General features: G+C 36.4%; 31 protein-coding genes and 2 tRNA genes. 25 read left to right on the top strand and 8 right to left on the bottom strand.

The annotated features are described in order from the left end of the window. The first annotated feature begins 10 nt into the window (after positions 1–10). The 4 genes from K2225_RS14800 to K2225_RS14785 all read left to right on the top strand — a co-directional run bounded on the left by K2225_RS14800 (position 11) and on the right by K2225_RS14785 (position 2,078). Positions 11–535 (top strand): metallophosphoesterase family protein, encoded by a 525-nt coding sequence (locus tag K2225_RS14800; protein WP_220585431.1) that lies wholly within the window; start codon positions 11–13, stop codon positions 533–535. Between the two features lie 113 nt (positions 536–648). Beyond that, positions 649–722, top strand: a tRNA-Gly gene (locus tag K2225_RS14795). Positions 723–750: 28 nt separating this feature from the next. Next, positions 751–824: transfer RNA gene (locus K2225_RS14790), tRNA-Arg, on the top strand. 276 nt (positions 825–1,100) lie between these two features. Continuing rightward, positions 1,101–2,078, top strand: a complete 978-nt coding sequence (locus K2225_RS14785) for a hypothetical protein (protein WP_220585430.1) — start codon at positions 1,101–1,103, stop codon at positions 2,076–2,078. Between the two features lie 39 nt (positions 2,079–2,117). Here K2225_RS14785 and K2225_RS14780 read toward each other — a convergent pair whose 3' ends face one another. The 7 genes from K2225_RS14780 to K2225_RS20155 all read right to left on the bottom strand — a co-directional run bounded on the left by K2225_RS14780 (position 2,118) and on the right by K2225_RS20155 (position 12,250). Next, entirely contained in the window at positions 2,118–3,287 is a 1,170-nt protein-coding gene (locus K2225_RS14780; RefSeq protein WP_220585429.1) for a tyrosine-type recombinase/integrase, read from the bottom strand. 23 nt (positions 3,288–3,310) lie between these two features. Continuing rightward, positions 3,311–3,808: an ImmA/IrrE family metallo-endopeptidase gene (locus K2225_RS14775; protein ID WP_220585428.1), complete on the bottom strand. Its 498-nt coding sequence runs from the start codon at positions 3,806–3,808 to the stop codon at positions 3,311–3,313. Between the two features lie 100 nt (positions 3,809–3,908). Beyond that, positions 3,909–4,163 carry a DUF3006 domain-containing protein gene (locus K2225_RS14770; RefSeq protein WP_220585427.1) on the bottom strand — a complete coding sequence of 85 codons (255 nt, stop codon included), beginning with the start codon at positions 4,161–4,163 and terminating at the stop codon, positions 3,909–3,911. Next, a complete protein-coding gene (locus tag K2225_RS14765) occupies positions 4,147–6,273 on the bottom strand; it encodes a cell wall-binding repeat-containing protein (RefSeq protein ID WP_220585426.1) in 2,127 nt (708 codons plus the stop codon). Before K2225_RS14765 ends, K2225_RS14770 begins: the two co-directional genes overlap by 17 nt. A gap of 248 nt (positions 6,274–6,521) precedes the next feature. Beyond that, complete coding sequence (locus tag K2225_RS14760) at positions 6,522–10,127, bottom strand: YobI family P-loop NTPase (RefSeq protein ID WP_220585425.1); 3,606 nt, start codon at positions 10,125–10,127, stop codon at positions 6,522–6,524. Between the two features lie 541 nt (positions 10,128–10,668). Continuing rightward, the gene (locus K2225_RS14755; RefSeq protein ID WP_220585424.1) at positions 10,669–11,742 is read right to left on the bottom strand and encodes a hypothetical protein; all 1,074 of its coding nucleotides are present in this window, start codon (positions 11,740–11,742) and stop codon (positions 10,669–10,671) included. A 118-nt stretch (positions 11,743–11,860) separates the two neighbouring features. Further along, positions 11,861–12,250 carry a helix-turn-helix domain-containing protein gene (locus K2225_RS20155; protein WP_220585423.1) on the bottom strand — a complete coding sequence of 130 codons (390 nt, stop codon included), beginning with the start codon at positions 12,248–12,250 and terminating at the stop codon, positions 11,861–11,863. A gap of 166 nt (positions 12,251–12,416) precedes the next feature. On the opposite strand from K2225_RS20155, the gene K2225_RS14745 reads away from it, so the two are divergent. The 11 genes from K2225_RS14745 to K2225_RS14700 all read left to right on the top strand — a co-directional run bounded on the left by K2225_RS14745 (position 12,417) and on the right by K2225_RS14700 (position 17,930). Next, a complete protein-coding gene (locus K2225_RS14745) occupies positions 12,417–12,647 on the top strand; it encodes a helix-turn-helix transcriptional regulator (RefSeq protein ID WP_220585422.1) in 231 nt (76 codons plus the stop codon). After that, positions 12,648–12,845 (top strand): helix-turn-helix domain-containing protein, encoded by a 198-nt coding sequence (locus K2225_RS14740; RefSeq protein ID WP_220585421.1) that lies wholly within the window; start codon positions 12,648–12,650, stop codon positions 12,843–12,845. It abuts the gene before it with no gap. Between the two features lie 73 nt (positions 12,846–12,918). Further along, positions 12,919–13,440 (top strand): helix-turn-helix domain-containing protein, encoded by a 522-nt coding sequence (locus K2225_RS14735; RefSeq protein ID WP_220585420.1) that lies wholly within the window; start codon positions 12,919–12,921, stop codon positions 13,438–13,440. Continuing rightward, positions 13,437–13,709, top strand: a complete 273-nt coding sequence (locus K2225_RS14730; protein ID WP_220585419.1) for a hypothetical protein — start codon at positions 13,437–13,439, stop codon at positions 13,707–13,709. Before K2225_RS14735 ends, K2225_RS14730 begins: the two co-directional genes overlap by 4 nt. A 105-nt stretch (positions 13,710–13,814) precedes the next feature. Continuing rightward, positions 13,815–14,069 (top strand): AbrB/MazE/SpoVT family DNA-binding domain-containing protein, encoded by a 255-nt coding sequence (locus tag K2225_RS14725; protein WP_220585418.1) that lies wholly within the window; start codon positions 13,815–13,817, stop codon positions 14,067–14,069. A 247-nt stretch (positions 14,070–14,316) separates the two neighbouring features. Further along, on the top strand, positions 14,317–14,529 hold the full coding sequence (locus K2225_RS14720; protein ID WP_220585417.1) for a YqaI family protein: 213 nt from the start codon (positions 14,317–14,319) through the stop codon (positions 14,527–14,529). A 77-nt stretch (positions 14,530–14,606) separates the two neighbouring features. Continuing rightward, positions 14,607–15,557, top strand: coding sequence for a YqaJ viral recombinase family nuclease (locus tag K2225_RS14715; protein WP_220585416.1), 951 nt, complete (start codon positions 14,607–14,609; stop codon positions 15,555–15,557). Beyond that, entirely contained in the window at positions 15,557–16,426 is an 870-nt protein-coding gene (gene recT, locus K2225_RS14710; protein ID WP_220585415.1) for a recombination protein RecT, read from the top strand. The genes K2225_RS14715 and recT overlap by 1 nt, the downstream gene beginning before the upstream one ends. After that, a complete protein-coding gene (locus tag K2225_RS20110) occupies positions 16,426–16,560 on the top strand; it encodes a hypothetical protein (RefSeq protein WP_255574555.1) in 135 nt (44 codons plus the stop codon). Before recT ends, K2225_RS20110 begins: the two co-directional genes overlap by 1 nt. Positions 16,561–16,611: 51 nt before the next feature. Then, a complete protein-coding gene (locus tag K2225_RS14705; RefSeq protein ID WP_220585414.1) occupies positions 16,612–17,709 on the top strand; it encodes a Lin1244/Lin1753 domain-containing protein in 1,098 nt (365 codons plus the stop codon). A gap of 11 nt (positions 17,710–17,720) precedes the next feature. Beyond that, positions 17,721–17,930, top strand: coding sequence for a hypothetical protein (locus tag K2225_RS14700; protein WP_220585413.1), 210 nt, complete (start codon positions 17,721–17,723; stop codon positions 17,928–17,930). A gap of 24 nt (positions 17,931–17,954) precedes the next feature. Here the strand turns inward: K2225_RS14700 and K2225_RS14695 are convergent, their stop codons facing one another. Then, positions 17,955–18,200, bottom strand: a complete 246-nt coding sequence (locus K2225_RS14695) for a DUF2164 domain-containing protein (protein WP_220585412.1) — start codon at positions 18,198–18,200, stop codon at positions 17,955–17,957. Between the two features lie 173 nt (positions 18,201–18,373). On the opposite strand from K2225_RS14695, the gene K2225_RS14690 reads away from it, so the two are divergent. The 10 genes from K2225_RS14690 to K2225_RS14645 all read left to right on the top strand — a co-directional run bounded on the left by K2225_RS14690 (position 18,374) and on the right by K2225_RS14645 (position 24,502). Further along, entirely contained in the window at positions 18,374–18,580 is a 207-nt protein-coding gene (locus tag K2225_RS14690) for an XtrA/YqaO family protein (RefSeq protein ID WP_220585411.1), read from the top strand. Next, positions 18,577–19,200 (top strand): hypothetical protein, encoded by a 624-nt coding sequence (locus K2225_RS14685; RefSeq protein ID WP_220585410.1) that lies wholly within the window; start codon positions 18,577–18,579, stop codon positions 19,198–19,200. The genes K2225_RS14690 and K2225_RS14685 overlap by 4 nt, the downstream gene beginning before the upstream one ends. Before the next feature lie 51 nt (positions 19,201–19,251). Continuing rightward, complete coding sequence (locus K2225_RS14680) at positions 19,252–19,416, top strand: XtrA/YqaO family protein (protein WP_220585573.1); 165 nt, start codon at positions 19,252–19,254, stop codon at positions 19,414–19,416. A gap of 178 nt (positions 19,417–19,594) precedes the next feature. Beyond that, entirely contained in the window at positions 19,595–20,908 is a 1,314-nt protein-coding gene (locus K2225_RS14675) for a hypothetical protein (protein ID WP_220585409.1), read from the top strand. 88 nt (positions 20,909–20,996) lie between these two features. Further along, positions 20,997–21,410 carry a hypothetical protein gene (locus K2225_RS14670; RefSeq protein ID WP_220585408.1) on the top strand — a complete coding sequence of 138 codons (414 nt, stop codon included), beginning with the start codon at positions 20,997–20,999 and terminating at the stop codon, positions 21,408–21,410. A gap of 91 nt (positions 21,411–21,501) precedes the next feature. Further along, positions 21,502–21,933, top strand: coding sequence for a LuxR C-terminal-related transcriptional regulator (locus K2225_RS14665; RefSeq protein ID WP_220585407.1), 432 nt, complete (start codon positions 21,502–21,504; stop codon positions 21,931–21,933). A gap of 56 nt (positions 21,934–21,989) precedes the next feature. Further along, a complete protein-coding gene (locus K2225_RS14660; RefSeq protein WP_220585406.1) occupies positions 21,990–22,241 on the top strand; it encodes a hypothetical protein in 252 nt (83 codons plus the stop codon). A 193-nt stretch (positions 22,242–22,434) separates the two neighbouring features. After that, complete coding sequence (locus K2225_RS14655; RefSeq protein WP_220585405.1) at positions 22,435–22,695, top strand: hypothetical protein; 261 nt, start codon at positions 22,435–22,437, stop codon at positions 22,693–22,695. A gap of 75 nt (positions 22,696–22,770) precedes the next feature. Then, on the top strand, positions 22,771–23,223 hold the full coding sequence (locus K2225_RS14650) for a terminase small subunit (RefSeq protein WP_220585404.1): 453 nt from the start codon (positions 22,771–22,773) through the stop codon (positions 23,221–23,223). Next, positions 23,213–24,502: a PBSX family phage terminase large subunit gene (locus tag K2225_RS14645; RefSeq protein WP_220585403.1), complete on the top strand. Its 1,290-nt coding sequence runs from the start codon at positions 23,213–23,215 to the stop codon at positions 24,500–24,502. Before K2225_RS14650 ends, K2225_RS14645 begins: the two co-directional genes overlap by 11 nt. Positions 24,503–24,513 lie beyond the last annotated feature (11 nt).

Raw genomic sequence — 24,513 nt, 5'->3', positions numbered from 1 at the left:
GGTGACTTGTATGCCAAAAGTTTTAATAGTGAGTGATACCCACGGTTTAAAAAGTGAAGTGATGGAAATTAAAAAGAGACACCAGGATGTCGATGCTATGATTCATTGCGGGGATTCTGAACTTGCTTATAATTCCAAAGAACTGGAAGGATTCTCTTATGCAAAAGGGAACTGTGATTTCGAACCAGAAATGGAGGAAGAACAAACTTTTGAAGTAGGGGAAGTAACGTTTTTGGTCGTTCATGGACATCTGCATCAGATCAAGTCAACGTTGATGCCGCTCTCTTATCGTGCAGAAGAAGTTGGTGCTCAAGTTGCCTGTTTCGGGCACTCGCATAAAGCAGGGGCAGAAAAAATCGGTGACACGCTTTTCATTAACCCAGGCAGCGCAAGGCTTCCGAGAGATCGGGAAGAACCAACATATGCGATCTTGGAATGGAATGACCTTAGTGATGTACAATTGCAATTTTATCATGTGAACGGCGACATTATGCCTGACTTGCACATGACAACAGCACTTGCAGCGAAGAATTAAATTCTTTGCTGCAAACCTGTTGACATTTCTCCATATCCTTAATATAATAATTCTTGTCCGCTTCACAAGACAGCAACAAAAACTTGTTTTCTTAAAAGCTGATTTTCAACTACGCGGGTGTAGTTTAATGGTAAAACCTCAGCCTTCCAAGCTGATGACGAGGGTTCGATTCCCTTCACCCGCTCCATTACATAACTTAAACTTTTCAAGAGTATGTCCCAGTAGCTCAGCTGGATAGAGCAACAGCCTTCTAAGCTGTGGGTCGGGAGTTCGAATCTCTCCTGGGACGCTAACTGCGAAAACGCTGAAACCTTTGATATATAAGGATTTCAGCGTTTTTCTTTATGGATACTAATATAGGTTGTAATTATTAGAAAACCCCATTTGGGGCAGAAATGGGGCAGGATTTTTTATAAGTACTTTAACCTTCTCATTTTTTTATCTTAAGTGGTGATTTTTAAACTAATTATTTTTGCTAATGAGCATTCAATAAAGGGAAATAATGTTAAAATTATTCTATATACATAAAATTATTACTGTGTGAAACAAAAGGGGAGGAAAGACTTTGAAAAAGGGAATAGTAGGCATTTTCCTTTTATTTATTCTTTGTGCGTGTTCTAATCAAAAATACAACGATGGAATGCAGGATTTAGAATTGTTGCTGGAGGAGCAAAAATTTGATCAAGCAGAAGCGAAATTAAGTGAAGTGATAGAAGTAAAAGAAACTGAGGAGAACACTGTAACTCAAAATCTTTTGGAATCGTTATTATATGCTATAGAAACTGAAAGTGATAATGAGCTTGCTTCAGCAAAGTTATTGTATGAAGATATTCTAAAATACAATAATGAACATAACTACAAGACGATATCTATAATTAAACGGTATGCAAATCAAAGTCATGAACAGATTAATAGTTGGATAACTCATGAAGATAAAATTAATGAATCGATCCAAACCGCATTTTCTTACGCAGAAGAAAATGAATATGAGGATGCGCTGACTTTATTGAATGAGTTAAAGAATGAGAAGACCACACATCCCAATAAGAAAGAGTTGATGAGTAATGTCGATTCTTCAATTGAAAGTGTTGAAAATAACAAAAGAGACTATGAAGCTGAGCAGATGGAGTTAAAGAAAGCTGAAGAAGAACGTTTAGCTAAATTAGAAGCTGAGAAAAAGGCTCAAGAGGCAGCAAGAAAGAAAGAAGAGGAAGAGGCAAAATTAAAAGCTGAAAAAGAGGCTCAGGCGGAGAAGGAAAAAGAAAAAGAAAAAGAACAACAAAAAGAAAGTAATGAAGAATCCACACCTTCTAATTTATCTAAAGAACAGGCTGCGGGCTACGTAGTAGAGTATGCTCAAGTCCCAATAGATAACCCGAATGTCTTTGTAGAATATGATCATGATAATCAGCATGGTGATTGGGTTTATCAAGTATATGAAGTGGTAATTGATAATCCTGAAACAAAAGAGGGGCATACGGCAACGTGGGGATGGTACGCAGTCGACCCTAACACAGGATATATATATAACAATATGCAATAAGAATTGACAGCCTCCTTAATTTTCAAGGAGGCTGTTATATTATGAAAGATCTTTTTTTTGAAAGAATTGACTAAAGTGATCGGCTGCAACCTGATCAACTTCTTCAATATGATGGCCATAAATGTCCATGGTAGTTCCAATCTTTCTGTGACGTACACGCTGACTTATGGACTTGGTAGGTACATTCTGTTGTATTAAGTAAGTTACTGAATAGTGCCTTAAGTCATGAAACCTTAATCCATCGATTTTATGGCGCTTTCTAAATCTTCCCCACCATTGACTAACACTATCAGGCCTCATAGGCTTCCCTAATTCATCTGCAAAAAGGAAAACTCTATTAGGATCGTACTGACGGTCTCTAGTCCGAATGAATTCTTTTTTACGCCGGTTCTTAATCTGAGTAACCATTTCCAGAAGTTCATTAGGTATGGAGGCTGTACCCTCCATACCGTTTTTAATGTCTTTAATAAGTAATTCTCCACTCTTTTGTTGAGAAAGCGACTGTTCAAAATGAATAGCGCTTTTCTCATTAAGTATATGTTTTTCTTCTAATGCAACGAGTTCACCCTCTCGACATCCAGTTACAAAAGCAATCCAGAACATTACCTGTTTTTCAAAAGGCTCCTGGTTAATACATTTGATTAGGTGATCTATTTTCTCCCTGGAGTAGGAGAGAGGTTTCTTTTGTTTAACAGTAGGTGGCTTTATATTCCTTGCAGGGTTATTCTTTATTAGATCAAACTCATCTGCAGCTGTCAGTAAGCTTTTAAAAGCCTTGTAACAGTTCCTGATAGTTGAAGGGGATAACGCCTCTTCTTTACCATCTAACCTCCTCGTGGCGTCCTTTAAATCATCTAGAAAGTTAACTACATGCATGGCTTTGATATCAGACAACTTTATATGACCATAGTCAGGTAAGATTCTTTTCTCAATAATACTCATATACTCTCTCAGCGTCCTGGGGGAAAGTTTGTCTTCCGCATACTTCTTAATCCAGTCAGGATAAAAATCTTCTAGCCTTGTGTAGTTGGGCTTTGAATAATCGCCACTCAAGACTTCTGCTTCGAATTTTGCTAACTCCTGTCGGGCTAATGTTTTATTTTTAACTTTAACGTTTTTTCTTTCACGAATCGGTTTCCCTTTAGCATCATAACCTGTAACCACAGAGAGTCTAAATGATCCTTTACCTCGCTTTTCAATGCTACCCATAGATACCACCTCCATATTTTATTTTAATAGCTGACATAAAACTGGTTGGTACAATTTGAACGTCGTTTTATTTGGTCAAGTCTTTCCTCGCATAGCTCATAAGATACCTTAAAATCATGAGACCACCGGTCCAAGATTTCAGGATCATCAAGATCATATCGTCTAATCATGTGATAGGGGAGAGCTGCGTATAGCGTGAAATGCCTTGCATCACGTTCTTGCAATTCTCGAAATGCTTCTGGCATCATAGATTGTTTTCCAACATGCCTCATAGCATGACAGAATTCATGAAAGAACTGTTCGCGTTGTTGTAAGGGGTCCAATGAAGTATTGAGAACGATTTCCTTATACCGTCCAAAGCGGACATAGCCACTTTGCATGGGTTTGTAGTGAATAAAGATTTCGTATTTCATGGCTATTTTTTTTAGTTTTAGGTCTATTGGATATTGGAATTTGTGCTTTATGTACCAATTAGATACCCAATCTTCTAGTGCAGTTGTAGTGTATTGTGGGAACTTCATACTATCACCATCCTCGACAGTATTATACGAACAAATGTTCTTATTTTCAATTCATAAACATAAAAAAAGAAGTGCCTGGAATTATCCAGACACTTTTTTGTCACTTTTTATTTCGTAATTTGTTTAAAAGGTTTTCTGCTTTCTCTCTAGCTTTCTTTGTTTCATCTTCTAGAATGGTTGCATTTTTCAGCGAACCATCATTTGCAAATTGCACGTCTAAGATGTCGCCTTCTTTAGCATTAGCTGGCAAGTTATCTTTGTCGGCATTTACGATGACTGTTTCATCAGGCCTATACAAAAGTACAGCATACTTTCCCTCGAATCGATCAAGTGTATATTTACCGTTTGAACTCATCAATTAATCCCCCTTGAGGATCATAAAGTCTAGCAGTATCACCATTATTATCCCAAAGATAAGCTCGAGACCACTGCAATACGCTTGGTCGATTCTCATATGAGCTTCTTCCGGAGGTCACAGTGACAGTTGCGCCTTCCTTCAGTGTGTAATCGCTAGGGAAGTTAAACGTTTGGTTTCCATCAACACTTACTAATCTCCAACCATCCATGGAAATATCTCGATTATCAATATTTTTAATCTTAACCGTTTCTGCATCAAGATCTAAGTTAGTAATATCAAGCTTTCCTGTCGTTGGTTCAGGATCTGGTTCTGGATCCGGCTCAGGAGCAGGCTCGTCCGTGTTACAAGCAGATGGAGAGGAACTTGCTGAAAGTGATGAATCTCCCTTATTAGTAAATACGACATCTTCACCATTTAGCTCCCAAATCATATAGTCGCTTACCCCAGCTCTATGAAGCCTTTCGATAACTTCACTGTCAGGATGTCCGTATTGGTTATCAATACCGGCAGAAATAACGGCAAAGTCCGGAGAGACTTCATCTAAGAATACTTGAGTGGAGCTTGAGTCTGACCCGTGGTGTCCAACTTTGTAAACTTCGGATTGTAGGTCAAAGTTTTGAACCATATTCATTTCTGCTTCTGCAGCAGCATCCCCAGTTAGAAGGTAATCATTCTCACCATAAGAGACTTTTAACGCTACGGAAGCGTTGTTGTTATCTGAATATCCATCCCCATTATTTAGTACTTGGATATCCACAAGAGGATCTACATTAAGATAGGATCCCACTTCAGGAACATCGAATGGAATATCCTTTTGATCTACAAGGTTAAGATAATCCATGTAAGTTTGAGATGTATGTGATTTTCCACTGTCTATAACCTGTTTCACAGGGAACTCATTCATTACATCAATTAAGCCGCCAATATGGTCAGCATCTGGATGTGTAGCGACTACCATGTCTAAAGATTCCACCCCGTGATCTTCCAAATAACAAATCACATCATCACCAGCACTTCTTTTACCGGCATCAATAAGAATGTTTTTACCATTAGGGGTTTGAATTAATGTGCTGTCCCCTTGACCTACATAGATGAAGTGTACCTTCATATCACCTATAGTGAGGAGGTTAGTTACAACATTTTGAGATATAGCGTTTTTGCCACCCAAGATTACTGCTTTACCATCTACAGTCGAAAGATATTCTTTAGTTTCTAAGATTGTAGAGGTAGGATGGGACAAAACAATGTCCATTCCAAGTTTATTAGCAAGTCCAGAAGCAGCCACGGCATCTGGATAGTCTTCAGTAGACTTACTTACAGATGTTCCTCGGACAAGAATGAAGTCATCGCTTGAAGTGTTTAAATCTTTAGCAGCTTGAATATTTGTAGTATATCGGTTCTTGCCGGAAATACGTTCAACTGTAATTCCTTTTTGTTTAAGAGACGACTCAATACTTGGGCTTACTACACCTGTACCACCATAGATGGTTACCTTGTTGATGTTACTAGGTAAACTCGCTGGTATCTTGTCTTTAGTAGATAAGTAGATTGGAACTTCATTTATAGCTGAATTACTGGATGCAGATAATGCGTCAGCTACAGTTAATCCGTTAACAAGGATCGCTTCGGAGTTTTTATCTGTTCCAGCTTCTTCATTGATAGCAGAAGCAGTTTCAAATCGGTTCTTACCACTTACGCGTTCCACGGAATAGCCTTTACCCTTTAGATCGGAAATGACGACGTTGCTGATGGCGTTAGTCCCACCAAGAGCATAAACTTTTTCTGCTCCAAGTCTCTTTAGCTCATTATGTACAGAACTAGGAAGGCTGTTTGTACTTGTGAGCAAAATTGGTGCATCTTTAACCCCTGCTAGACTGGCAGAGGCTAGGGCGTCAGCCGGGTTATCAGCTCTAGCTAATACTACGGCCTTTTCACTAGTTTCTAAGCCATTAGGCCATCCTTTCTTTGAAATAGCAATAGCTGTTTCATATCGGTTGTCACCTTTGACCCGTTCAGAACCACTAGCTGCACTTGCAGTACTAGGGACTTGATACACTAATGACAACGAGAGTAGGAAAATAGTTATTAAACTAACGAACTTCTTCATGTATATCCTCCTTGTAAATTTATGTAATATACTAGTTATCTTATCATATTAGGAGAGGTATTAAACAGTGGATTGGTGTATAAAAAATATTTAAAACCATTGTGAAAAACAACCTACTAGTTTTGCAATTGTGTGGTGGTATTTTATATTATTACAATCTTATGTGTTACACGAGCAAGGTTCTTTTTAAAATAAAATGCAGCTCTTGGGTATATTCCAAGCGCTGCATTTTATCGAGGGAATTTTAACTAAGCACGTTTAGTATTAACCCTTACATATTTAGCTTTTTTGGTCAATGAGGAGATATAATCGACTTCTTTAAGCTTATTTAATAAGTCATCAACAAATTTATTCCTATCTATTTTAGGTGCTTTTCCTTTAACAGCAATATCACTAAAAGGATAACCTAACAATTTTAAGGAAGAGCTAATTGTATCTTTATTTATTGTATATATTTGTTCAGAAAGTATTCTAATCTTTTGATTAATATTTATATCTGTACACAATAGGCTAATCCAGATTTCATTCGGTGGTGTTTTTGAATAGACTAGCACATGATTTACAAAGTTGCTTGTAGTTGATAAATTTGAGTTCTGTATAATCTCTACATCTAAGCTGTCGATTAGTTCTTTTTTATTATCCTTACTCAATAAATTGTTTGATAATATAGCGTTGGCATCATCTAAGTTAATCTCATATAAATCCTGATTAACAACGAATTCAGTGAAGTTATATTGGAGTAGGATTAAATATAGATCGTGATGCTTTTCCTTTAAAGATTCGGCAACGTTTTGTGTTAGAGGCAGTAGTTGTTCTCTTATTAAATTTTCAATTCTCGCTTGGTGAATCTCATCTAGATCGTATCCTTCTGAAGGTATTAAACTTGGTAATAACATTAAGAAATTATCCTCAGAGATTCTAGTATTTTTCGCTATGCTCTCAGACACATAAAAAACAGTTTGTTCTTCAAATTCCTCAAAATAATTCTCTAGATTAATTTTAGATAAAGAAAAACAATTCTCTTTATTGTTTAAATAATTACCAATAATGTTGTCAATTTTTCCATATTCATAAGAGTAAGCTATTATGTTTGACCAGTCTGCAGCTATCTTCATTTCATTGAATAGCACATCCCATAATTCAACCTCATTTATATCTCTTATATTTTCAATTCTTATATTTATCTGAGAGATGATTTTACTTTTTAGATTAAACTCAATCTCTTCATCATTTAACAACATTATTATATTATCTTGTGTCTCATGCTTGATATGTCCCTTTTGCGCTATTTCCTTTATATACTTAATTATATTTTCTTTGATATAATTATATAGTGATTTATGTTCTGCATTTTGGAGTTGATCTAACGATAGAACTTCTGATTTGGTAATAGTAAGAAGGTTTTTCTCGTTAATTTCAAATAAATTATTGCGGTATATAAAGTCAAAGAGTTCTTCTACTTCAGAGTACAATTGAATGGATTTAAACTTGACATTAAGTGTATATAATACATTCAATATCTTGCTTAATCCGTTTTGCGAAGTATCTAAATCTAAATCTAGAATGTTTTCTTTAGCCGATAAAACTGATGTCAAAGTATTGTTTTTGTTTAATGCTTCAATATTATTAAGAGTTACATACTTTATTATGTCTCCTAGAATATCCTCCAGGGCTTCGTGTGATAGTGCGGAACTTTCATATAAGTAATCCCACATCCTTGGCCAATGCTCTGTTAAATTATTATAGAATACTTCATTGTTTTCTATGTGGAATCTGTATTGATTAATGAAATCAATAGATGTCTCTGATTCGTCAGAAAGTTGGGTTATTATAGTTTGAAAGCTCAATTCATACTGACGGACATGTTTAATTAGAAAGTTCATTAAATCAAAATTTAGAATGACCTTATTTTTAAAATCATTAGTGTTTAAGCGCTCTAATATAGAAGGGATATTAGTTAAATTGAACCTATATGGTAAAGATTCCCTGTCTTTAACGCTCATGATGAATTTCATGTCTTCTGTTGTGATAGAGCCAGAGTAAAAATAATTAATATACTGACTGTATAATTCATCTATATATCCATTCCTAATTAAATTCACTAATAACTTCTTACTGAAAATTTCTTCTGTGAATATACTTTCTTTAATATAACTTTCATCATTCATTTGGATAATATCTTTTAATGATAGGGCCTTAACTTCTTCTTTTTCCTTCCTCAGTTGATTCAGTTGGTCTCTTAGGTCTTTTAACTTCTCTTCTTCTTTAATGGTAATATAGTGTTCCCTTTTGAAGTAATCCTTCTTTTTGCCAAATACTGTAGAGATCTCCTCAATGGTTGCAGATTCCATGCCTCTCCCGAAGTTATATTGTATATTTTTAGCCTTTTTGAGTTTACTGAAAAAGTGGGGATCCCAAGAATCTATTGTAGTATTATCTATTTTTATTACCTTTTTATTGTAAGATGTATTCTGCCTATAAATTCCTAAGGCAACAAAGTAAGCAATTTGAAGCTCTTCAATCGTTTCGAGGTTTTCTGTTTCTGAATTACTAAGATCTTTTGCAATTTTATTAATCTCATTATCCAATCTACTAATGCGCTCTTTAATAATAAGCTGTTTTTTGTTAAATACACTATAAACCCAGCCTTTATTAAATAGTAAATTAGCGTAGTCTTCTGGATAAATGTTTTTATAGATAATCATAGCCAATAAATTATTCGATATTAAGTCTATTTGGTTCAATTTCTCTTTATAAATGAAGAATTCGTTCAAGATATTTTTTAGTATCCGCATGTCATCTATGTATATAGTCACATCGTTAAGGAAATCTGATGTCACCCCATCCCCTAGAGATGAATTGCTTAATTTCTTCTTAAATACTTCTCTTGAATTTGAGGATGTAATAACAGGTATTACTGGTATTATAAAATCGAAAAATTTAGTTCTATTTTTACTTTCTAAACTACTTCCTTCCAAAGCAAAAATGTCATCTTTAACTGCATATATGAAGGTGATTTTCCTTCTTATATTCTCTGAGTTATTGATTAGTGCATTGAGTTCTCTTAATCTTTCGAATATTTCTATATTATTAAATCTGTCTAAATCTTCAAATATTACCACGTTATAATTAGTGACTTCAAAGTAATAAATAATTTCATCAATATATTTATCAAAAGCTGAAAATTCTTCTGAAGAGTTATTCATTTCGAGAGTGGTATTCGCAAATGTTAACTTGCTCAAGTTTACATTACTTTTAATTATGCTGTAAAAACTGGTTGCAAAAAAGAATGTGCAGAACCCAACAAATGCTATTAAAGCAAATAAACTTATAATTTTTAGAAAAGATGGGTTGCTTATAACGGTCTCTATATATGTTGATTTATAGAATGATTCGATCCCTTTTGGGGTTAACAATGCAAACATAGATAAAATAAACGTGATTAAAAGTAGAGTATAAAAGGTAACTAGTTTACGTGAAGTATGATTAATTCTCTTAAATCTCGAGAATGGTATTTTTGAACTCTTCACCCTATAAAACATTTGCTGAAGAATACTTTTTTCTAACTCTTTTTCATCACCTTCTTTGTTTTTAAAAGTAGCGAGTGATATATGTAAAAAATTCAATTGACTTTTACTGATAAATGTTTTTAAAATACTACTTTTTCCTGAACCATAAGGGCCGGTTAAAGCAATATTTTTTATTTCATCATCATTCAATGCCCAATTCAAATTCTTCACATATTGTCCATCTTCGTTACCATCTTCACTTGGAGTTAAATTTTCAAATGGTTGTTCTGCTATTACACCCTTATTATCTTCTTTAGTAGAATTGAACTGTAATAATTTCCACAATATCTTCCACCATTCCTCTACTTTTTTATTATTGTAGTAACCTTCAAGTTCCATAATTTGTTTCAGGAGTTATAACTTTCTAGTTTCATTTAGTGATTTTCTTAGTGCCTAATTATTTATTATTGCTGGTATTATATTCACTATTGCACGATTTATTTGAGTAAACTTTCAGCTATTTAATTCTCATTATAGCTCTATATGCATTTTCATTCATCATGGTCCTCCTTAGATATAATAGATAAAGCACACCACATAAAAAAACATCCTCCCGGACGTGTTTATTTTTTATTTCGTCCTTGTCTTTAGATTTTTGCACTAAATACTGAAAATAACTCTCCAGCTTACGGATCTGCTCCGCCCACATCAATATCCACTTTTCACTATCGAAGAGAACACTTAGAGTGATCTCTTCGGTAGAATTTTTATAAAATAAGAATCTTCCAATACTCGGGGACAACTATACTACTTTGCAACAGTTCGTAATTCCATGGTGGTCAACCCTTTAGGGTGTTTTGAGTGAATAATTTATTTTGTGAAACTGTTAACGTGTAATAATGTATTCTACTAGATTAGGGTATTTACTGGCTACTTCAGTATCACTTAGGAGGTCTACAATATATGGATATATATCCAAACCGGAATGTAAAGCTGATTGAGTCTCTGTAAAATTAGGACTGTATCCATCGTGTACAATATTATTCCTCATTAAATAGGTGTTGCTCCACCATTTTGATATTACAGTATTAGATTTCTCGAGATCAAAATCTCCCCCGATTCTGTATTCTATTTGGTGGGTTACTAGGTTTTTGAATCTTATATCTCGGGCTTTTTTTGTTGCTTCACCTTTTTCTATCCCTTCATCAATTAAAAATACTTTATATAAATTTGATAGAAATGATTCTATAGATGTTTGTATAGTTATGACGGAATTTCTGAAATCGCCTATTTTAAATTCCCTCTGAGACTCTAGTTTTAATTTTATTGAATAAGTGAATGGATTGATTTCGTTATCTAGAACGTCAATAAAATCCATGATAGTGCTCGTGTCCATAGGTAACAAGGTATCTCTATGTTTATCCAATTTATTGCTATGTAATATGAATAATCCAGTATTAATTTCTTTGAACCGTTTCCCATCACACACTCTGTACAATATTGTGGGATCAAGCATTTCTTTAGTTATGTTATAAATATCATAGTCTTGTTGCTTTATCCTGTAGGAATCTATAACAATATTCAGTTTACGTAACAGAGACTCGAAAATATCGGTAAGAGAATCGTTCTTATCGTCTTCTTGGATTATAGACTCAGGAAGCGAATTTTTGGTGATAAAAGTCATTTCTACTCTACTTATCTTATTTTCAATTACAAATTCTTCTTCTATATAGGCGCCTGAGTAAATCTTATCTTTGGAAGTGATAGCAGAAAAATGAAAATGTGCGAGCTCGTTGTTGTTTAATTTATACGTAAGGTTGGTGTTATCCTTGAAAGGTACGTAAAAGGGTAAGACTATACCAAATTGTATAATGTATTTTGGATTGAAATACTTTTTGATTTCAGGCAGCATTTTCATAAAGTAATTTCCTTTGGTGTAATAAAAAGGTCTGTTTTCCATTAGTAATCATCCTTATCAGTGAAATTTTGTTTATTCTACACCTAACATCAGCCTTTTAACTAAACTATTTATAAAGATTTTTCATTGCTCCATAGAAAAAACACGTCAATTGACGTGTTTATTTTTCACCCATACCTTTCGACTTCTGAACTAAGTATTGAAAGTAACTTTCTAATTCTCTAATCTGTTCAGGACTCATAGATTTCCACTTCTCAATATCGAAAAAAGACATATCATCGATTTCGTATTTAACAAGTAGTCTATTTATTTCTGCGATAGAATCATTCGAGCTTTCTACCTGAGTATTATGTGCATTAGACCGACCTAATAGGTAGTCTGTTGTAACATCGAAATGATCAGCTATTTTCTGTAAGGTATCATAATCTGGCTTTCTGGAACCTCTTTCGTATGCTGTATAAGCAGGACGAGTTACCCCTAGCATATCAGCCATTTCTTGTTGAGTCTTTCTATTTTCTTTTCGTAGGTAAACTAATCTTTGACTTAGCATTGGGACTCACCTTCTTTCTAACTATATTTTACTGTAACAGATAGTTACTTTAAATATTATGTAACAAAATGAAACTTTTTATACGTTAATTGTTGACTATGTAACAAAATGATACTATTATAAAAGTAACGAAACGAAACATTTTAGTTTCTAGGAGGTGAATTCATTGAGGGAATGGTTAAAAGATATTCGTGATGAACATGGATATACTCAAGATCAAGTAGCCAAACTATCAGGAATCGAAAGGTCATACTATACCATGATTGAAAAGGGGAATAGAACACCTAGCGTATTTGTTGCCAAATCAATTGCAGTTAACCTAGGGTTTGAATGGACTATTTTTTTTGATATTGAATGTAACGAAACGAAACATTTAAATTCCGAGGAGGTAATCTAAATGAATAGACGAACAATGACCGTCGTTGAAGCAGCTGAATATCTCGGTGTATGCAAAGACACTATCTACACGATGGTAAGGACTAATGAAATTCCGCATTTTAGATTGCGCCGTAGGATTTTCTTTTCACAAGAGACCATCGACGCTTGGATTAATGAACAAGAACAAAACCTCATGCAAGAATCAGAGGCTATGTAATATCTCAACTTTAGATTAGCACCATGATAACTAAATAATGGTACCTCTTTAGGTACAAAAGGAGTGCTAAGAAATGAAAAAGAGTAAAGCTGCTCGGATGATGAAAGAAGCTAGGATACAGAATGGAAAAACACAGCAACAACTCTCGATGGACATGTTTCAGTCACGTGAGTATGTAGCTAAACAGGAGAACGGAGAGAGAAAACTTACTCCTTCAACAGTTCAACATTTCACAGAGACAAATAACAATCCATGGATAGCGTTAGAAGCAGCATTTGAATACACAGGTTGGGGAGTGACTCGGTTAGATGGTCCGGCAGTTGATCTCCATCGATCAGCGGTAAGAGAGAAAGCGCTGGAAGAGTTAAGGGAGGCTATTGATGCGATGGAAGAAGTGAAACTCACTAAGAATCCCTCCTTTACTCAATCATTCGAGCTTCAGGACATAGAACGATCCGCAAGAGAGCACATCGATGTTATTGGAGCCTCGATTACTTACGTTGCCACACTTTGTGAAGAGTATGGATTGAGCTGGAATCAGCTATGGGAGGACCACCACCGAAAACTTCAATCTAGGGGGTACGTCACGACATGAATAATTTAGATAACTACTTGGAGCAGGATGCCGGTAAAGCAGCTAAGGAGATTCGTTGCTTATATGATCTTAAGAGGAAGCAGGAAGAGTCCATCACTCAAAGTAACTTTTCAAAAGCAAAACTGTTAGGCGTCGATATCTTGAACAGCCTCAACGAATTAGAGTTCTTGCGTGAAAGAAAGATGAACCACGATAACCTTAAGAAAGTTGCCATAGATCTTGAGAATCAAGGCCTGATGGTTGCTGTGGTGAGACACGGTTATGAGTAGGAGATATACCAGGCTTGATGTAACATACCTCGTACTTTTTATTATCGCTTTTGGAATATTATACACGTCATTTATCAGCTATTAATTATTGAAAGGAAGATTGAAATGAAGGCACTTGGAATCGTACGGAAATTGGATGAATTAGGACGGGTTGTTGTACCAAAGGAAGTCAGAGATTCACAGGGTTGGAGGCATGGACAGCCACTGGAAATGTTCATGAATGATGACTCTTTAGTGATTCGACCTTATGGAAAAGAAGAGGAGAAGCAAATTGTTATTGAAGAGTTAAACCAAATTAAAAGAAAGTTGTCTAAGGAATCACAAGAGACTATTCAAAAGGTAATCGATTATGTGGAGTAATAAAAATAGCCACCTGGATGGCGGTCCAGATGGCAAAAACATATCAAAATAAATAAGCATTCTTAGTTTACCACGCATTCTTCTCTCCTAGCAAGGTAGTGAAGTGGAGGTAGGTACAAGGACATTTAGTTACTTCGACAGGCCCAGCCTGTCGTTGAAGCTAGGAACAATACCGCTTTATGAAATGATTCGTCTATACATGTTCCTGGCTTCAACGATGCGCTGGCATCAGAAAGGTGGTGTGAATATGAATCACCCAGTACTAGATCAAATAGAAAGAACCGGTTATCCAGTAGGTGTACCTGAGCCTGATCATTATGGTTTAGATGGTCTTGGTAATGAAGTGTTTTCCGGTGATGAAATTTATGTATTGAATGATGAGTTTTTCTTGAAAGAAACGCTCATGCAGGAATCCCGAGAGGTTTTAGAGACTCTTGGCGCAGAAGAAAAGAAGGCATGAAAAAATCCGCACGGCAATGCGGATACTTAAGAAAGTTCTTTGACAACATTATATCAGAAATCTTGAGGAGGTCCAATATGGGAGTAAAAGCACAGGTTCTTCAAAGCACGGCTGACATGGAAGAAAAAGAATGGTTGGAGTCTCGACGGAAAGGTATTGGAGGTTCAGATGCAGCTGCAATTGCTGGCTTTAACAAATGGAAGTCTCCGGTAGTTGTTTATATGGAGAAGATCGGTGAAGTGAAGTTAGAGTCCTCTAATGCAGAAGCTGCTTACTGGGGGAACGTGATGGAGACAACTGTTGCTCAGGAGTTTAGTAAGCGAACAGGTTTGAAAGTCCGGAAAAGGAATGCGATACTTCAACACCCTGAACATGAATGGATGCTCGCAAACGTTGATCGTCTTATCGTTGGGCACAACGAAGGCTTAGAGTGCAAAACGGCTAGTGAGTATCTCAAGGATGAATGGGACGGGGAAGAGATTCCGATAGCTTACTTACTCCAATGTCAGCATTACATGGCTGTTACTGGCGCTGATGCTTGGTGGATTGCTGTTCTTATAGGGGGAAATAAATTCGTCTATAAGAAAGTGGAGCGCGATGAAGACCTTATCCAGAACCTCATTGCTCTAGAAAAGGAGTTTTGGGAAGGGAACGTTTTAGCGCAGAATCCACCGGAGATTGATGGTTCAGATGCTTCTGTAGACTTCATAAAAGCAATTTACCCAGATGCGGATCCAAGCAGTGAAACGGAACTGGATTCTGAATCGGATAAGCTGCTTGAAGCATTAGAGCAAATCAAACGTGAAGAAAAAGATCTCAAAACCAAAAGAAACGAATATGAGAATCGTTTGAAGCAAAAGCTAGCAACCTATGAAAAAGGTTTCACCAATCAATACGTTGTTACTTTCAAGAATCAAGAGAGACGTACGGTAGATTCCAAACGTTTGAAAGCTGAAAAGCCGGACCTATATGAAGAGTACTCGAAGGTCAGCATTTCAAGACCATTGAAATTTAAGGAGGCTAAATAATGGCGACAAATAATACCGCGAAAAACCAGCTAGCTAATAAGAAGAATAAGAGCTGCACTCCGCAGCAATCAAATAATCAAGTGAACACCATTCAAGCGTATCTCAAGAAAATGGCTCCGGAGTTCGAACGGGCCCTTCCAAAACACATGGACGCGGATCGTCTGGGGCGAATTGCGATGACAACAATTCGTCAGAACCCGAAGCTTCTTGAGTGCTCCATTCCGTCTTTAATGGGAGCTGTCATGCAAGCTGCACAACTCGGACTTGAGCCTGGATTGATCGGTCATTGCTATCTGGTACCTTTCTATAACGGAAAGATGAAAGAGACTGATGTTCAATTCATTATTGGTTATAAAGGGATGATTGATCTTGCTCGTCGGTCCGGCCACATCGAGAGCATTTACGCTCACACAGTCCATGAGAATGATGAGTTTGAATATCAGCTCGGATTACATCCGAAACTCGTTCACAAGCCTTCAACGGGCGAGAGAGGGGACATGAACTTTGTTTACTCTGTAGCTCATTTTAAGGATGGTGGCTATCAATTTGAAGTCTTCAGTCGTAATGATGTAGACAAGGTGAAAGAACGATCTAAAGCAGGTAAGTTTGGCCCTTGGCAGACGGACTATGAAGAGATGGCCAAGAAAACGGTCATCCGTCGAATGTTCAAATACCTACCTATCAGTGTGGAAATTCAGAATCAGGCGACTCAGGATGAGACGGTGCGAAAAGATGTCACAGAGGGCGCTGAGTCGATCTACGATCAAGAATATATTGATATCCCTACGAATGAAGAGCATCCGAAACAGGATGAAGAGAAAGATCGGTCGGCCGTATCTCCAGAGCAAGCTGCTATGGAACTGAAGTAATGGAAAGAAAAATAGCCATCCCGCATTTTTATGTGTGGATGGCTCAAGTCAATGAGGATCCAAAAGAGTTATTCCGGTTTTATGTAGCCGGTTATGTCCGTAAAACATCTCCAGGCTGGAATCTGGTCGCATAGAGAAGATGTACGCAGTGATTTCACGTGAAAAACATGAGAGGCGGTGACAGCATGGTTCGACCATACAAAGAAGGTATTGATTACTTCCCGTTAGATATTGATATGGATCAGGATGATAAAGTTGCGATCATAGAAGCAAAGCATGGCATTGAAGGTTTTGGGGTCTTAGTGAAGCTGTTAATGAAGATTTATAAAGAAGGATACTATTACGAGTGGAACGATAGGGAACAATTACTCTTTTCCAAGCGAGTTAATGTCAACATTAACCTCGTTAAAGAGATAGTAAATGATTGCATTGAGGAAGGTTTATTCGACAAGAACCTCTTTAATGAGCACCGAGTGTTAACAAGTAAAGGGATTCAGAGACGGTATTTAGAGGCAGTAAAGCGAAGAAAAGAGGTTCGATTCATTGCTGACTTCTTCTTGATCCAGGACGTGAAATCAGTGCTTGGGAACTCCAAAACGGCTGTTTTATTGGTTAATGATGACGGAAACGAAGTTAATGTTAACAATAACTCCAAAAATGCTGACATTAGTACACAAAGGAAAGTAAAGAAAAGAGAAAGTAAAGAAAAGGATAGTAAAGAACAGCAGAGTAAAGAACCTGCGCCTGAAAAAACACATGATGCTGATAACGATGCCCTGGTATTCTACCAGCAAAATTTTGGACTTCTACGACCGAACATGTCTGAAAAGATCTTGGCATGGATTGAAGACCTTTGTGATGGCATGGTGATCAAAGCTATGGAGAAGACGCTTGAGCAAAACAAGAGCAATTGGGCATATACAGAATCCATACTCAAGAACTGGTCGTCGAAAGGTATCACCACACTGGAGCAAGTAGAAGCTGAAGATGTTCAATTCCAGAATCAGAACAAGTCTAAATCTAACGGCAATAAGAGCAGCGAAGTCATACCAGCCTGGTTTAATGATCAGAAGTCTGAGAGTCAACCAAAACCAAGCATAGACTCTGATGCGCAAGCTCTTGATCTCGGTATTCGGTTGAATCGATCTCTAGATGATCTTCTTACTGGGTCACTGGAACGCTATGGTCTTACTGGTGAAGAGGTTGAAACTGTGAAGAATGGGTCCATGACTGCCTTAAATTTGCTGCAATCAAAGTCAAAACTTAGAGCTGTTGGTAATTAGGAGGTGAGCTGATGTGTATGTCACTGTCAGAAAAACAGAGAGTGAGAGAGGTTGCTGATCGTAAGGAGGACTTGAAGAATTACCTCTACCGTCGAGGGCTTACTAAAGCTCCTGATGGTCGGGATATTGAGCAGTTGAGCTTGTTCTCGCTTGAGCATGTGGTAATTACCGTGAAGGCTAATATTGCTAGAGGAGTTGTTGGGTGGGGAGTAAAAGAGTGAACCATGGAGGTTCACTCCTATATTCTAGCGACTCATCGGACGCTCTAGCGTGCGTACTTCTTCTTCAATTGAGGAGTACTGAGTTTGCAGAACGCTTATGGCATCGTTTACCGCATTATTATAAAAGTGTGAGGCTAGTGAATCTTTGAAGAATTCCAAGATGCTTTCAGCTGCAAACTCGGATATTTCTTCCCCTCTTTCGTTTAAGAAGAAATACTGGATGTCTTCAATCATCACATGTCTCTGTTCTTTGGTTAATTTGAATTTCATGAGATCACTCCTTTAAATAAGCAACAGGAGCATTATACAATCCAGTTTTATAGCATGGTAGTCTTTAATTCTTGGATTTTTTATGTACAAGGAGTAATTAGGTATAAAAAAAGCCAAGGACAAGGCCCTCAGCTGAAACATGACAAATATATTATAACACGGGGGCCTGCTTTATGCGATTGAATCAATTGCCGGTAGAAATAAAGGATGGAAAAATTAATATAGAATTGAATATTCAAGAAGGAGATACGCCGATTTGTGTCGTATATTGCGGTGGTAAGGCCAAAATGACTACTTTACCTGATCATGGTGAGACGAAAGTCATTACTCACCAGGGGAAGGTGAAGAGGGTTAAGTTTGATGAGGGGGAAGAGTTTTGAAATGGATTAAAAAGCCTGAATTTAGTTTGTTCTTTATAATAATAATTTTCTTGTCGCTACTAATAGCTACGCATTGGAAGTATAACGTAGGATGGGAGGCTATTGTCCAAACAATAGGTTCTATGTTTGGTGTTTTAATTGGTAGTTTTTTAGCTGGAAGATATGCCATTAACTCAGTTAAGGAACAAGTAAATTATGATAAAGAGAAAGTTAAACAACAAGAGGAAATCAGTGAGCGTAAATACGATCTTTTCTTGAAAGGACATATAAATATTATCAAGAAATGTACACGTAGTATAGAATTTTATATTAAAGAACATGAAACTGGGCTGAATGTGTATGAAGTGGACTTCATAGAAAAAATAGAGATAACCATCAATGAAATGAAGAACATCTTCGATAGAGTATATAATATAGACCCTATTCATATCTCATTCAAGCAATATAAGTTCCTTGGAGAAATGTATGAAATGTTACATGAAATAGAATCTAGTCTAGAAGCGTACCAATCGGTTACAGACGAAGACGATGTAAGAATCAATGCTGAAAAAATATACTCCAGAGCTAAAAAATTAAATGAATATGCATGGAATTATTCATGGAGTAACAAATTATTGTAATTGCTACTAGCTACTGGAGAACACCGATCGAGAGTATCACACGCTTGGTTTGTGTCCTTTTTCTGCGCTTGCTCTGAAGGAAATGCTCTGTTCTGTGTCTTATATTTCGTAGGAAAGACAAAAATTACTACTCTTCCGGATCATGGTGAGACGAAGGTTATCACGCATCAAGGGAAGGTTAAAAGAATTAGGTACGATGAGGGGGAAGAGTTTTGATTCAATTAAATCCTGGAGAAGTTATCAATAATAATGACTTAATTGATATGTTCAAATGTGCACCTCAAGGAGGTATGAGGCGGGGAACTAGGACAAATGTTCTAGTCTTAGTTGCAAGTTACATTAAAACTTTATGTGTTAGATTAATTACTACTAGAAAAGGGTGCAGGACTGAAAGATGAAGTTGCTCAAAAAGCTTAAAAATAAACTTAATAAAGATAGAGTGGAGGAAGGAAATGTAGAGCAAAATAAAGGTGTAGATATTTTTGATCAAATTTTAGCCCAAAGTAAAAATCAGAGGGAATCTTCAAATGAAATAGAGAAGGACTTTAGTCATTTAACACTACAACATGCTCTTGTCCTCTTTATATTTACGACCTTTATATACAAAATAACTCTCTCCTTATGGAAGATTTATTTTGAGAAGATGAGTTTTGATTACTTGAGAACTCAAAGTGAGTTCATTACAATCTCCACGCTTCTCCAAATTTATGTTATGAGTGTCTTTATTGTAATTTCTGTACTTTTCCTATTCTATTTAGTAAGGCTGGCACTATTCATGATGAACCTAAATCAAGATAAGGTCACATTGATGCATTTAACATATAGTGAGTTTACATTTAACTTAATAAAGTTGTTCTTAGAACTTCCCTTCATGTTATTGTTTATGTACAATTTTTATTATTCGACTCTAGGGTCATTTAGTAATAACTCATTGTTTACGTGGAATGAGGTCTTTACACTCCCAATATGGGGGATAGTGATTTGCCTCTTCATCTTTCTCTATTTGCAAAAGCTTTACAGAGATTTTTTCTACGCTAAAGGGTTTAACTCTAAATTGACACACATCATGCTTATAATTGTTATTTTCATATACAGTGGATTTTCTATTTATTACTTTTATAATAATCAATTTGCCTTGAGGTTGGACTTTCCAAAGCACGTTTTTTATTCCAGTGAAGATTCAGGGATAAAATTTGAAAGCAATAGATCTATTGTTGGCATAGAGCTTAAAGAAAAGTTTAGTGAGAAGAAAAGATTACTGAGGTCTGATACTGAACGACTTAATAATGTCTATGAATCTAGCCTTAACTTTAATGAAAACTATATTACACAAGGCAACTATGTACTTCTAATCGAATTAAACCCTTCTCTTGGGACTGAAACTAAAATAGTAGAGAAAGAGTTTGTGTACCAACACACAGGAAGAGGTAAGGAAGATTTCGAGGATTACCTAAATCGATACATAGGGCAAATAATTTTGGAAGTTGGTCGTGAAAACTTTATTGAGTTACAACCCACGATAAAAACTTTGAAGAAGAGTTTATTAAAAGGCGAAGACAATATAGAAGATATGGAACAGAGGTTAATTAATCAGATTAATGACAAGAATATTAGCGACGAAGTGAAATATATACTACTAGATTTAAGGCGTGAATATTATAATTTTCATGCTACTAATAATCCAATAGAATACTTTGGTGGAAATTAATTTTATATCTTAATATAAGTATATGGTAAGGTGGTTATTTAGTTGTTAACTACCTATTAACTACGGACCTTTAACAAGGAGGATGTAAGTGACTATATTAAAGAATATAAAAGCCAAAGCTTCAGACTTAAGTATCACTTTGCCTATAATAGCTTATGGTTACTTGTTTCAGTATGCCGATTATCAATTTTTAATAGATAACAGTGAAAAATTAAGTGAGTTGTTTTTTTTGATAATGATTGCCCTAGGTACATTTACTCTAGGTTTAGCTGGCTTTGTTGAAAAAGGTATAAATGAAGAAGTTAGAAGAAAGAAAGAATTATTTAAACATTATATCCTATCAGTAATTACTTTTTTGTTTTTTAATTTAAATTTTTATTTCATTAATATAGATGGTGACGTTAGTAAGTGGGAAATTATCTTATCTTATCAACTTTTAATGATCATAATATTGGTTTTAGTGAATAGAAAAATAAAACTGTTGAATATACTATTGAGTTAGTAGTTCTACCAGCCAACTGGAGGACACAAATTGGGCGTAATGGACGCTTTGTTTGTGTCCTTTTTTAATTTTTACGATAGGAGTGTTATCCATGGACAAGAAGCAAACAGAAAACACATTGCGTGATTATAACTGGATGATTAATGAGATTAAGAGACAGAGAGAGCTTCTTAAACATGCCGGAACGAACCTTGTTGCTCAATCTGGTATTGAATCAACACTTCCTAAGGCACACGGTGAAACTGGTGATCCAGTGGCGCGTGAAGTAGTTCGTCGCGATAAGAAGCTCACCTGGATTCATAAGCTTGAAGTGAAAGTTTCTTTTATCCAGGAACGCATGATTGTGATTGAAGAGGAGAGAGAGAAGGCAGTTCTGGAATGTTTGCTCGATGGCATGAGTATGGTGGCTATTAGTAGACATATGGGATTATCAAGAAGGCACATATATAACCTAAGGGATAACATAGTTGAGAAAATCTCAAAAAAGCCCAATTACTCACTACCAAAGGCCAATTGTTCATAATATTATACGTTGGTATAATGTTCCTCTATATCTAATTTATGTAGTGGGAGGATACTATGAAATTTAATACACTGTTTTTTAATGGGAAAAGAGTAGATATTACAGGACAGTATTCTCATAGAATAGACGGTTCATTAGTACTGCAATTAGACAAATCAATGCCATCTAGAGAAATGCATAGGTTGACCGAGGAAGGGATTTCATACTTAGGGATAGAGAGAGCTGAAGGAGGACAGTGGGTAGTGCAAAAAGGGCCATTTTCCTTGAGTGAAAAATATGGACTTATAGTACTATCCCTTTTTAAATGATTACACATATTGCACACTTTTCCCTAAAGATGACGAGTACATCTTGAAATGTGTAAACTAGATGGCAGGACGGACAGGCGGAGATCCTTGGCTAGGAATAATGAATAGGTTATTATGCAGGCACCCTTTTGGGTGTCTTTTTGTGCAGGAATATCCCTTCTTTTGTCTAATTAGTAAGAAAAGGGGGATTATAATGTTTGGTAACAAAGAAGAAAAGAACCAAAAGAAAATGGAAAAGTTATTGGAAAAATACCACTTAGAAGAAATCGACGAGAAGGATATGGAGGTTCTCAATAATATATCTGGAGAGTTATTAGGCCTTGGTAAAGTAGCTGGCATGATGACAATGAACTCTACGGAACAATCGAAAATACAACATCTGTCGGTGTTAGTAGAGCAAAACTGGTTAATTATTAAAAAACTTAGTGAAATAAGTAGAAAACTTGATAAGTAAGAGCATCCCATTGGGGTGCTTTTTTTTTCAATCTAAACAGTAAAGTGAATAGTGCAAGGGGGGAGGTGTCATGTGATGGTGAAGATGACTGAGAGGCAAAGAAGGTTCGCTGACAAATATATCAAGACGGGAAATATATCACAGTCCTATAAGACAGCGTACCCTAATGTTAAGAAAGACTCAGCAGCGAGAGCTTCTGGGAGTCGTCTGCTAACAAAGGCTAACGTTAAATTCTACATTGATGAACGCTTAAAAGAGTTGAAAAAGGAAGCCATTGCTGATCAGGATGAAATCCTCCAGTACCTCACATCAGTCATGCGAGGTGAGGTTAGTGATGAACAACTGCTTGTCATAGGTGATGGTGAGTTTGGATCAGAAGTCGGGCGACACAGCAAACGTTCTGATACAAGTGATAGAACTAAAGCGGCTGAACTTCTTGGGAAACGCTATGTTATGTGGACCGATAAGAACCAGGTTGAAAACATCACCCCTGAGTTTATTGAGGATGTGCCATACGATGACGACTAAGCAACGCCTGAGAATATCAGTCAGCAGGATCATAGGGAAAGGGTACAATCGGTTCTGGAACAACAAGCAATTCTACAGAGTTGTAAAGGGGTCTCGCGGTAGTAAGAAATCAAAAACGACAGCTCTAAACTACATTCATCGCATCATGAAATATCCATGGGCCAACCTGTTAGTGGTCCGTCGTTATTCGAACACGAACAAACAATCAACTTATACAGATCTAAAATGGGCAGCTTCCATGTTGGGAGTTGCTCATTTGTTTAAGTTCAATGAATCCATGCCGGAAATCACTTACAAGCCCACTGGCCAAAAGATATTATTTCGTGGACTAGATGATGAGTTGAAAATCACTTCAATTACAGTCGATGTTGGCATTTTAGCCTGGGCATGGTTTGAAGAAGCATATCAAATTGAAACAGAAGATAAGTTTCGGACGGTCGTAGAATCGATTCGGGGTATGTATGATTCTCCAGACTTCTTTAAGCAAATCACAGTTACCTTTAACCCCTGGTCTGAGAGACACTGGCTTAAGAAAGTGTTCTTTGATGAAGAAACCAGGGAGAAAGATACTTTTGCTACTACAACTACATTTAGAGTGAATGAGTGGCTGGATGATGTAGACAAGCAAAGGTACCTAGATTTATATCGTACTAACCCCAGGCGTGCTCGCATAGTTGCAGATGGGGAATGGGGTGTAGCTGAAGGTCTTGTATTTGAGAACTTTGAAGTTAGGGACTTTAGTATCCAACAGAAAATCAAAGAGATTCAAGAAACAGCTCACGGAATGGATTTTGGTTTTACAAATGATCCGACCACAGAAGTGAGCTCTGTTGTTGATCTAGAGAATAAAGAGCTCTGGATCTACGATGAACATTATGAGAAGGCCATGCTCACTAAAGATATTTATGACATGTTGGTTGAAAAAGGATTGGATGAAGCGACAATTACAGCTGATTCTTCCGAAAGAAGATTGATTCAAGAACTTATCAATAAAGGTATTCGACGAATGAGAGGATCGCTTAAAGGATCTGGAAGTATCAATCAAGGTATCCTCTTCATTCAAGGATTCAAAGTGTATATTCATCCTCGGTGTGAGAGTACGATCGAAGAATTCAATACCTACACCTTCGATCAGGATAAAGAAGGTAAGTGGCTAAACACACCAATTGATGCGAACAACCATATTATCGATGCTCTTAGATACAGTCTTGAGCAATACCATTTAGGCGTCGAGAAGAAAGCCAATACGTACAAAGCGTTGCAGAATTTAGGTTTATAGGAGGTGTGGAT

It is taken from the genome of Halobacillus sp. Nhm2S1, from assembly GCF_019599545.1.
GTDB lineage: Bacteria > Bacillota > Bacilli > Bacillales > Halobacillaceae > Halobacillus.
The sequence above is the reverse complement of the archived record's forward strand: the minus strand, read 5'-3'. Positions and strand labels throughout refer to the sequence as shown.

What these genes read in the sequence shown, in the direction of transcription:
- K2225_RS14800 (WP_220585431.1), top strand. Translation starts at nt 11, where the DNA reads ATGCCAAAAGTTTTAATAGTGAGTGATACCCACGGTTTAAAAAGTGAA.
- K2225_RS14780 (WP_220585429.1), bottom strand. Translation starts at nt 3,287, where the DNA reads ATGGGTAGCATTGAAAAGCGAGGTAAAGGATCATTTAGACTCTCTGTG.
- K2225_RS14775 (WP_220585428.1), bottom strand. Translation starts at nt 3,808, where the DNA reads ATGAAGTTCCCACAATACACTACAACTGCACTAGAAGATTGGGTATCT.
- K2225_RS14770 (WP_220585427.1), bottom strand. Translation starts at nt 4,163, where the DNA reads ATGAGTTCAAACGGTAAATATACACTTGATCGATTCGAGGGAAAGTAT.
- K2225_RS14765 (WP_220585426.1), bottom strand. Translation starts at nt 6,273, where the DNA reads ATGAAGAAGTTCGTTAGTTTAATAACTATTTTCCTACTCTCGTTGTCA.
- K2225_RS14755 (WP_220585424.1), bottom strand. Translation starts at nt 11,742, where the DNA reads ATGGAAAACAGACCTTTTTATTACACCAAAGGAAATTACTTTATGAAA.
- K2225_RS20155 (WP_220585423.1), bottom strand. Translation starts at nt 12,250, where the DNA reads ATGCTAAGTCAAAGATTAGTTTACCTACGAAAAGAAAATAGAAAGACT.
- K2225_RS14740 (WP_220585421.1), top strand. Translation starts at nt 12,648, where the DNA reads ATGAATAGACGAACAATGACCGTCGTTGAAGCAGCTGAATATCTCGGT.
- K2225_RS14735 (WP_220585420.1), top strand. Translation starts at nt 12,919, where the DNA reads ATGAAAAAGAGTAAAGCTGCTCGGATGATGAAAGAAGCTAGGATACAG.
- K2225_RS14730 (WP_220585419.1), top strand. Translation starts at nt 13,437, where the DNA reads ATGAATAATTTAGATAACTACTTGGAGCAGGATGCCGGTAAAGCAGCT.
- K2225_RS14725 (WP_220585418.1), top strand. Translation starts at nt 13,815, where the DNA reads ATGAAGGCACTTGGAATCGTACGGAAATTGGATGAATTAGGACGGGTT.
- K2225_RS14720 (WP_220585417.1), top strand. Translation starts at nt 14,317, where the DNA reads ATGAATCACCCAGTACTAGATCAAATAGAAAGAACCGGTTATCCAGTA.
- K2225_RS14715 (WP_220585416.1), top strand. Translation starts at nt 14,607, where the DNA reads ATGGGAGTAAAAGCACAGGTTCTTCAAAGCACGGCTGACATGGAAGAA.
- recT (WP_220585415.1), top strand. Translation starts at nt 15,557, where the DNA reads ATGGCGACAAATAATACCGCGAAAAACCAGCTAGCTAATAAGAAGAAT.
- K2225_RS20110 (WP_255574555.1), top strand. Translation starts at nt 16,426, where the DNA reads ATGGAAAGAAAAATAGCCATCCCGCATTTTTATGTGTGGATGGCTCAA.
- K2225_RS14705 (WP_220585414.1), top strand. Translation starts at nt 16,612, where the DNA reads ATGGTTCGACCATACAAAGAAGGTATTGATTACTTCCCGTTAGATATT.
- K2225_RS14700 (WP_220585413.1), top strand. Translation starts at nt 17,721, where the DNA reads ATGTGTATGTCACTGTCAGAAAAACAGAGAGTGAGAGAGGTTGCTGAT.
- K2225_RS14695 (WP_220585412.1), bottom strand. Translation starts at nt 18,200, where the DNA reads ATGAAATTCAAATTAACCAAAGAACAGAGACATGTGATGATTGAAGAC.
- K2225_RS14690 (WP_220585411.1), top strand. Translation starts at nt 18,374, where the DNA reads ATGCGATTGAATCAATTGCCGGTAGAAATAAAGGATGGAAAAATTAAT.
- K2225_RS14675 (WP_220585409.1), top strand. Translation starts at nt 19,595, where the DNA reads ATGAAGTTGCTCAAAAAGCTTAAAAATAAACTTAATAAAGATAGAGTG.
- K2225_RS14665 (WP_220585407.1), top strand. Translation starts at nt 21,502, where the DNA reads ATGGACAAGAAGCAAACAGAAAACACATTGCGTGATTATAACTGGATG.
- K2225_RS14660 (WP_220585406.1), top strand. Translation starts at nt 21,990, where the DNA reads ATGAAATTTAATACACTGTTTTTTAATGGGAAAAGAGTAGATATTACA.
- K2225_RS14655 (WP_220585405.1), top strand. Translation starts at nt 22,435, where the DNA reads ATGTTTGGTAACAAAGAAGAAAAGAACCAAAAGAAAATGGAAAAGTTA.
- K2225_RS14650 (WP_220585404.1), top strand. Translation starts at nt 22,771, where the DNA reads ATGGTGAAGATGACTGAGAGGCAAAGAAGGTTCGCTGACAAATATATC.
- K2225_RS14645 (WP_220585403.1), top strand. Translation starts at nt 23,213, where the DNA reads ATGACGACTAAGCAACGCCTGAGAATATCAGTCAGCAGGATCATAGGG.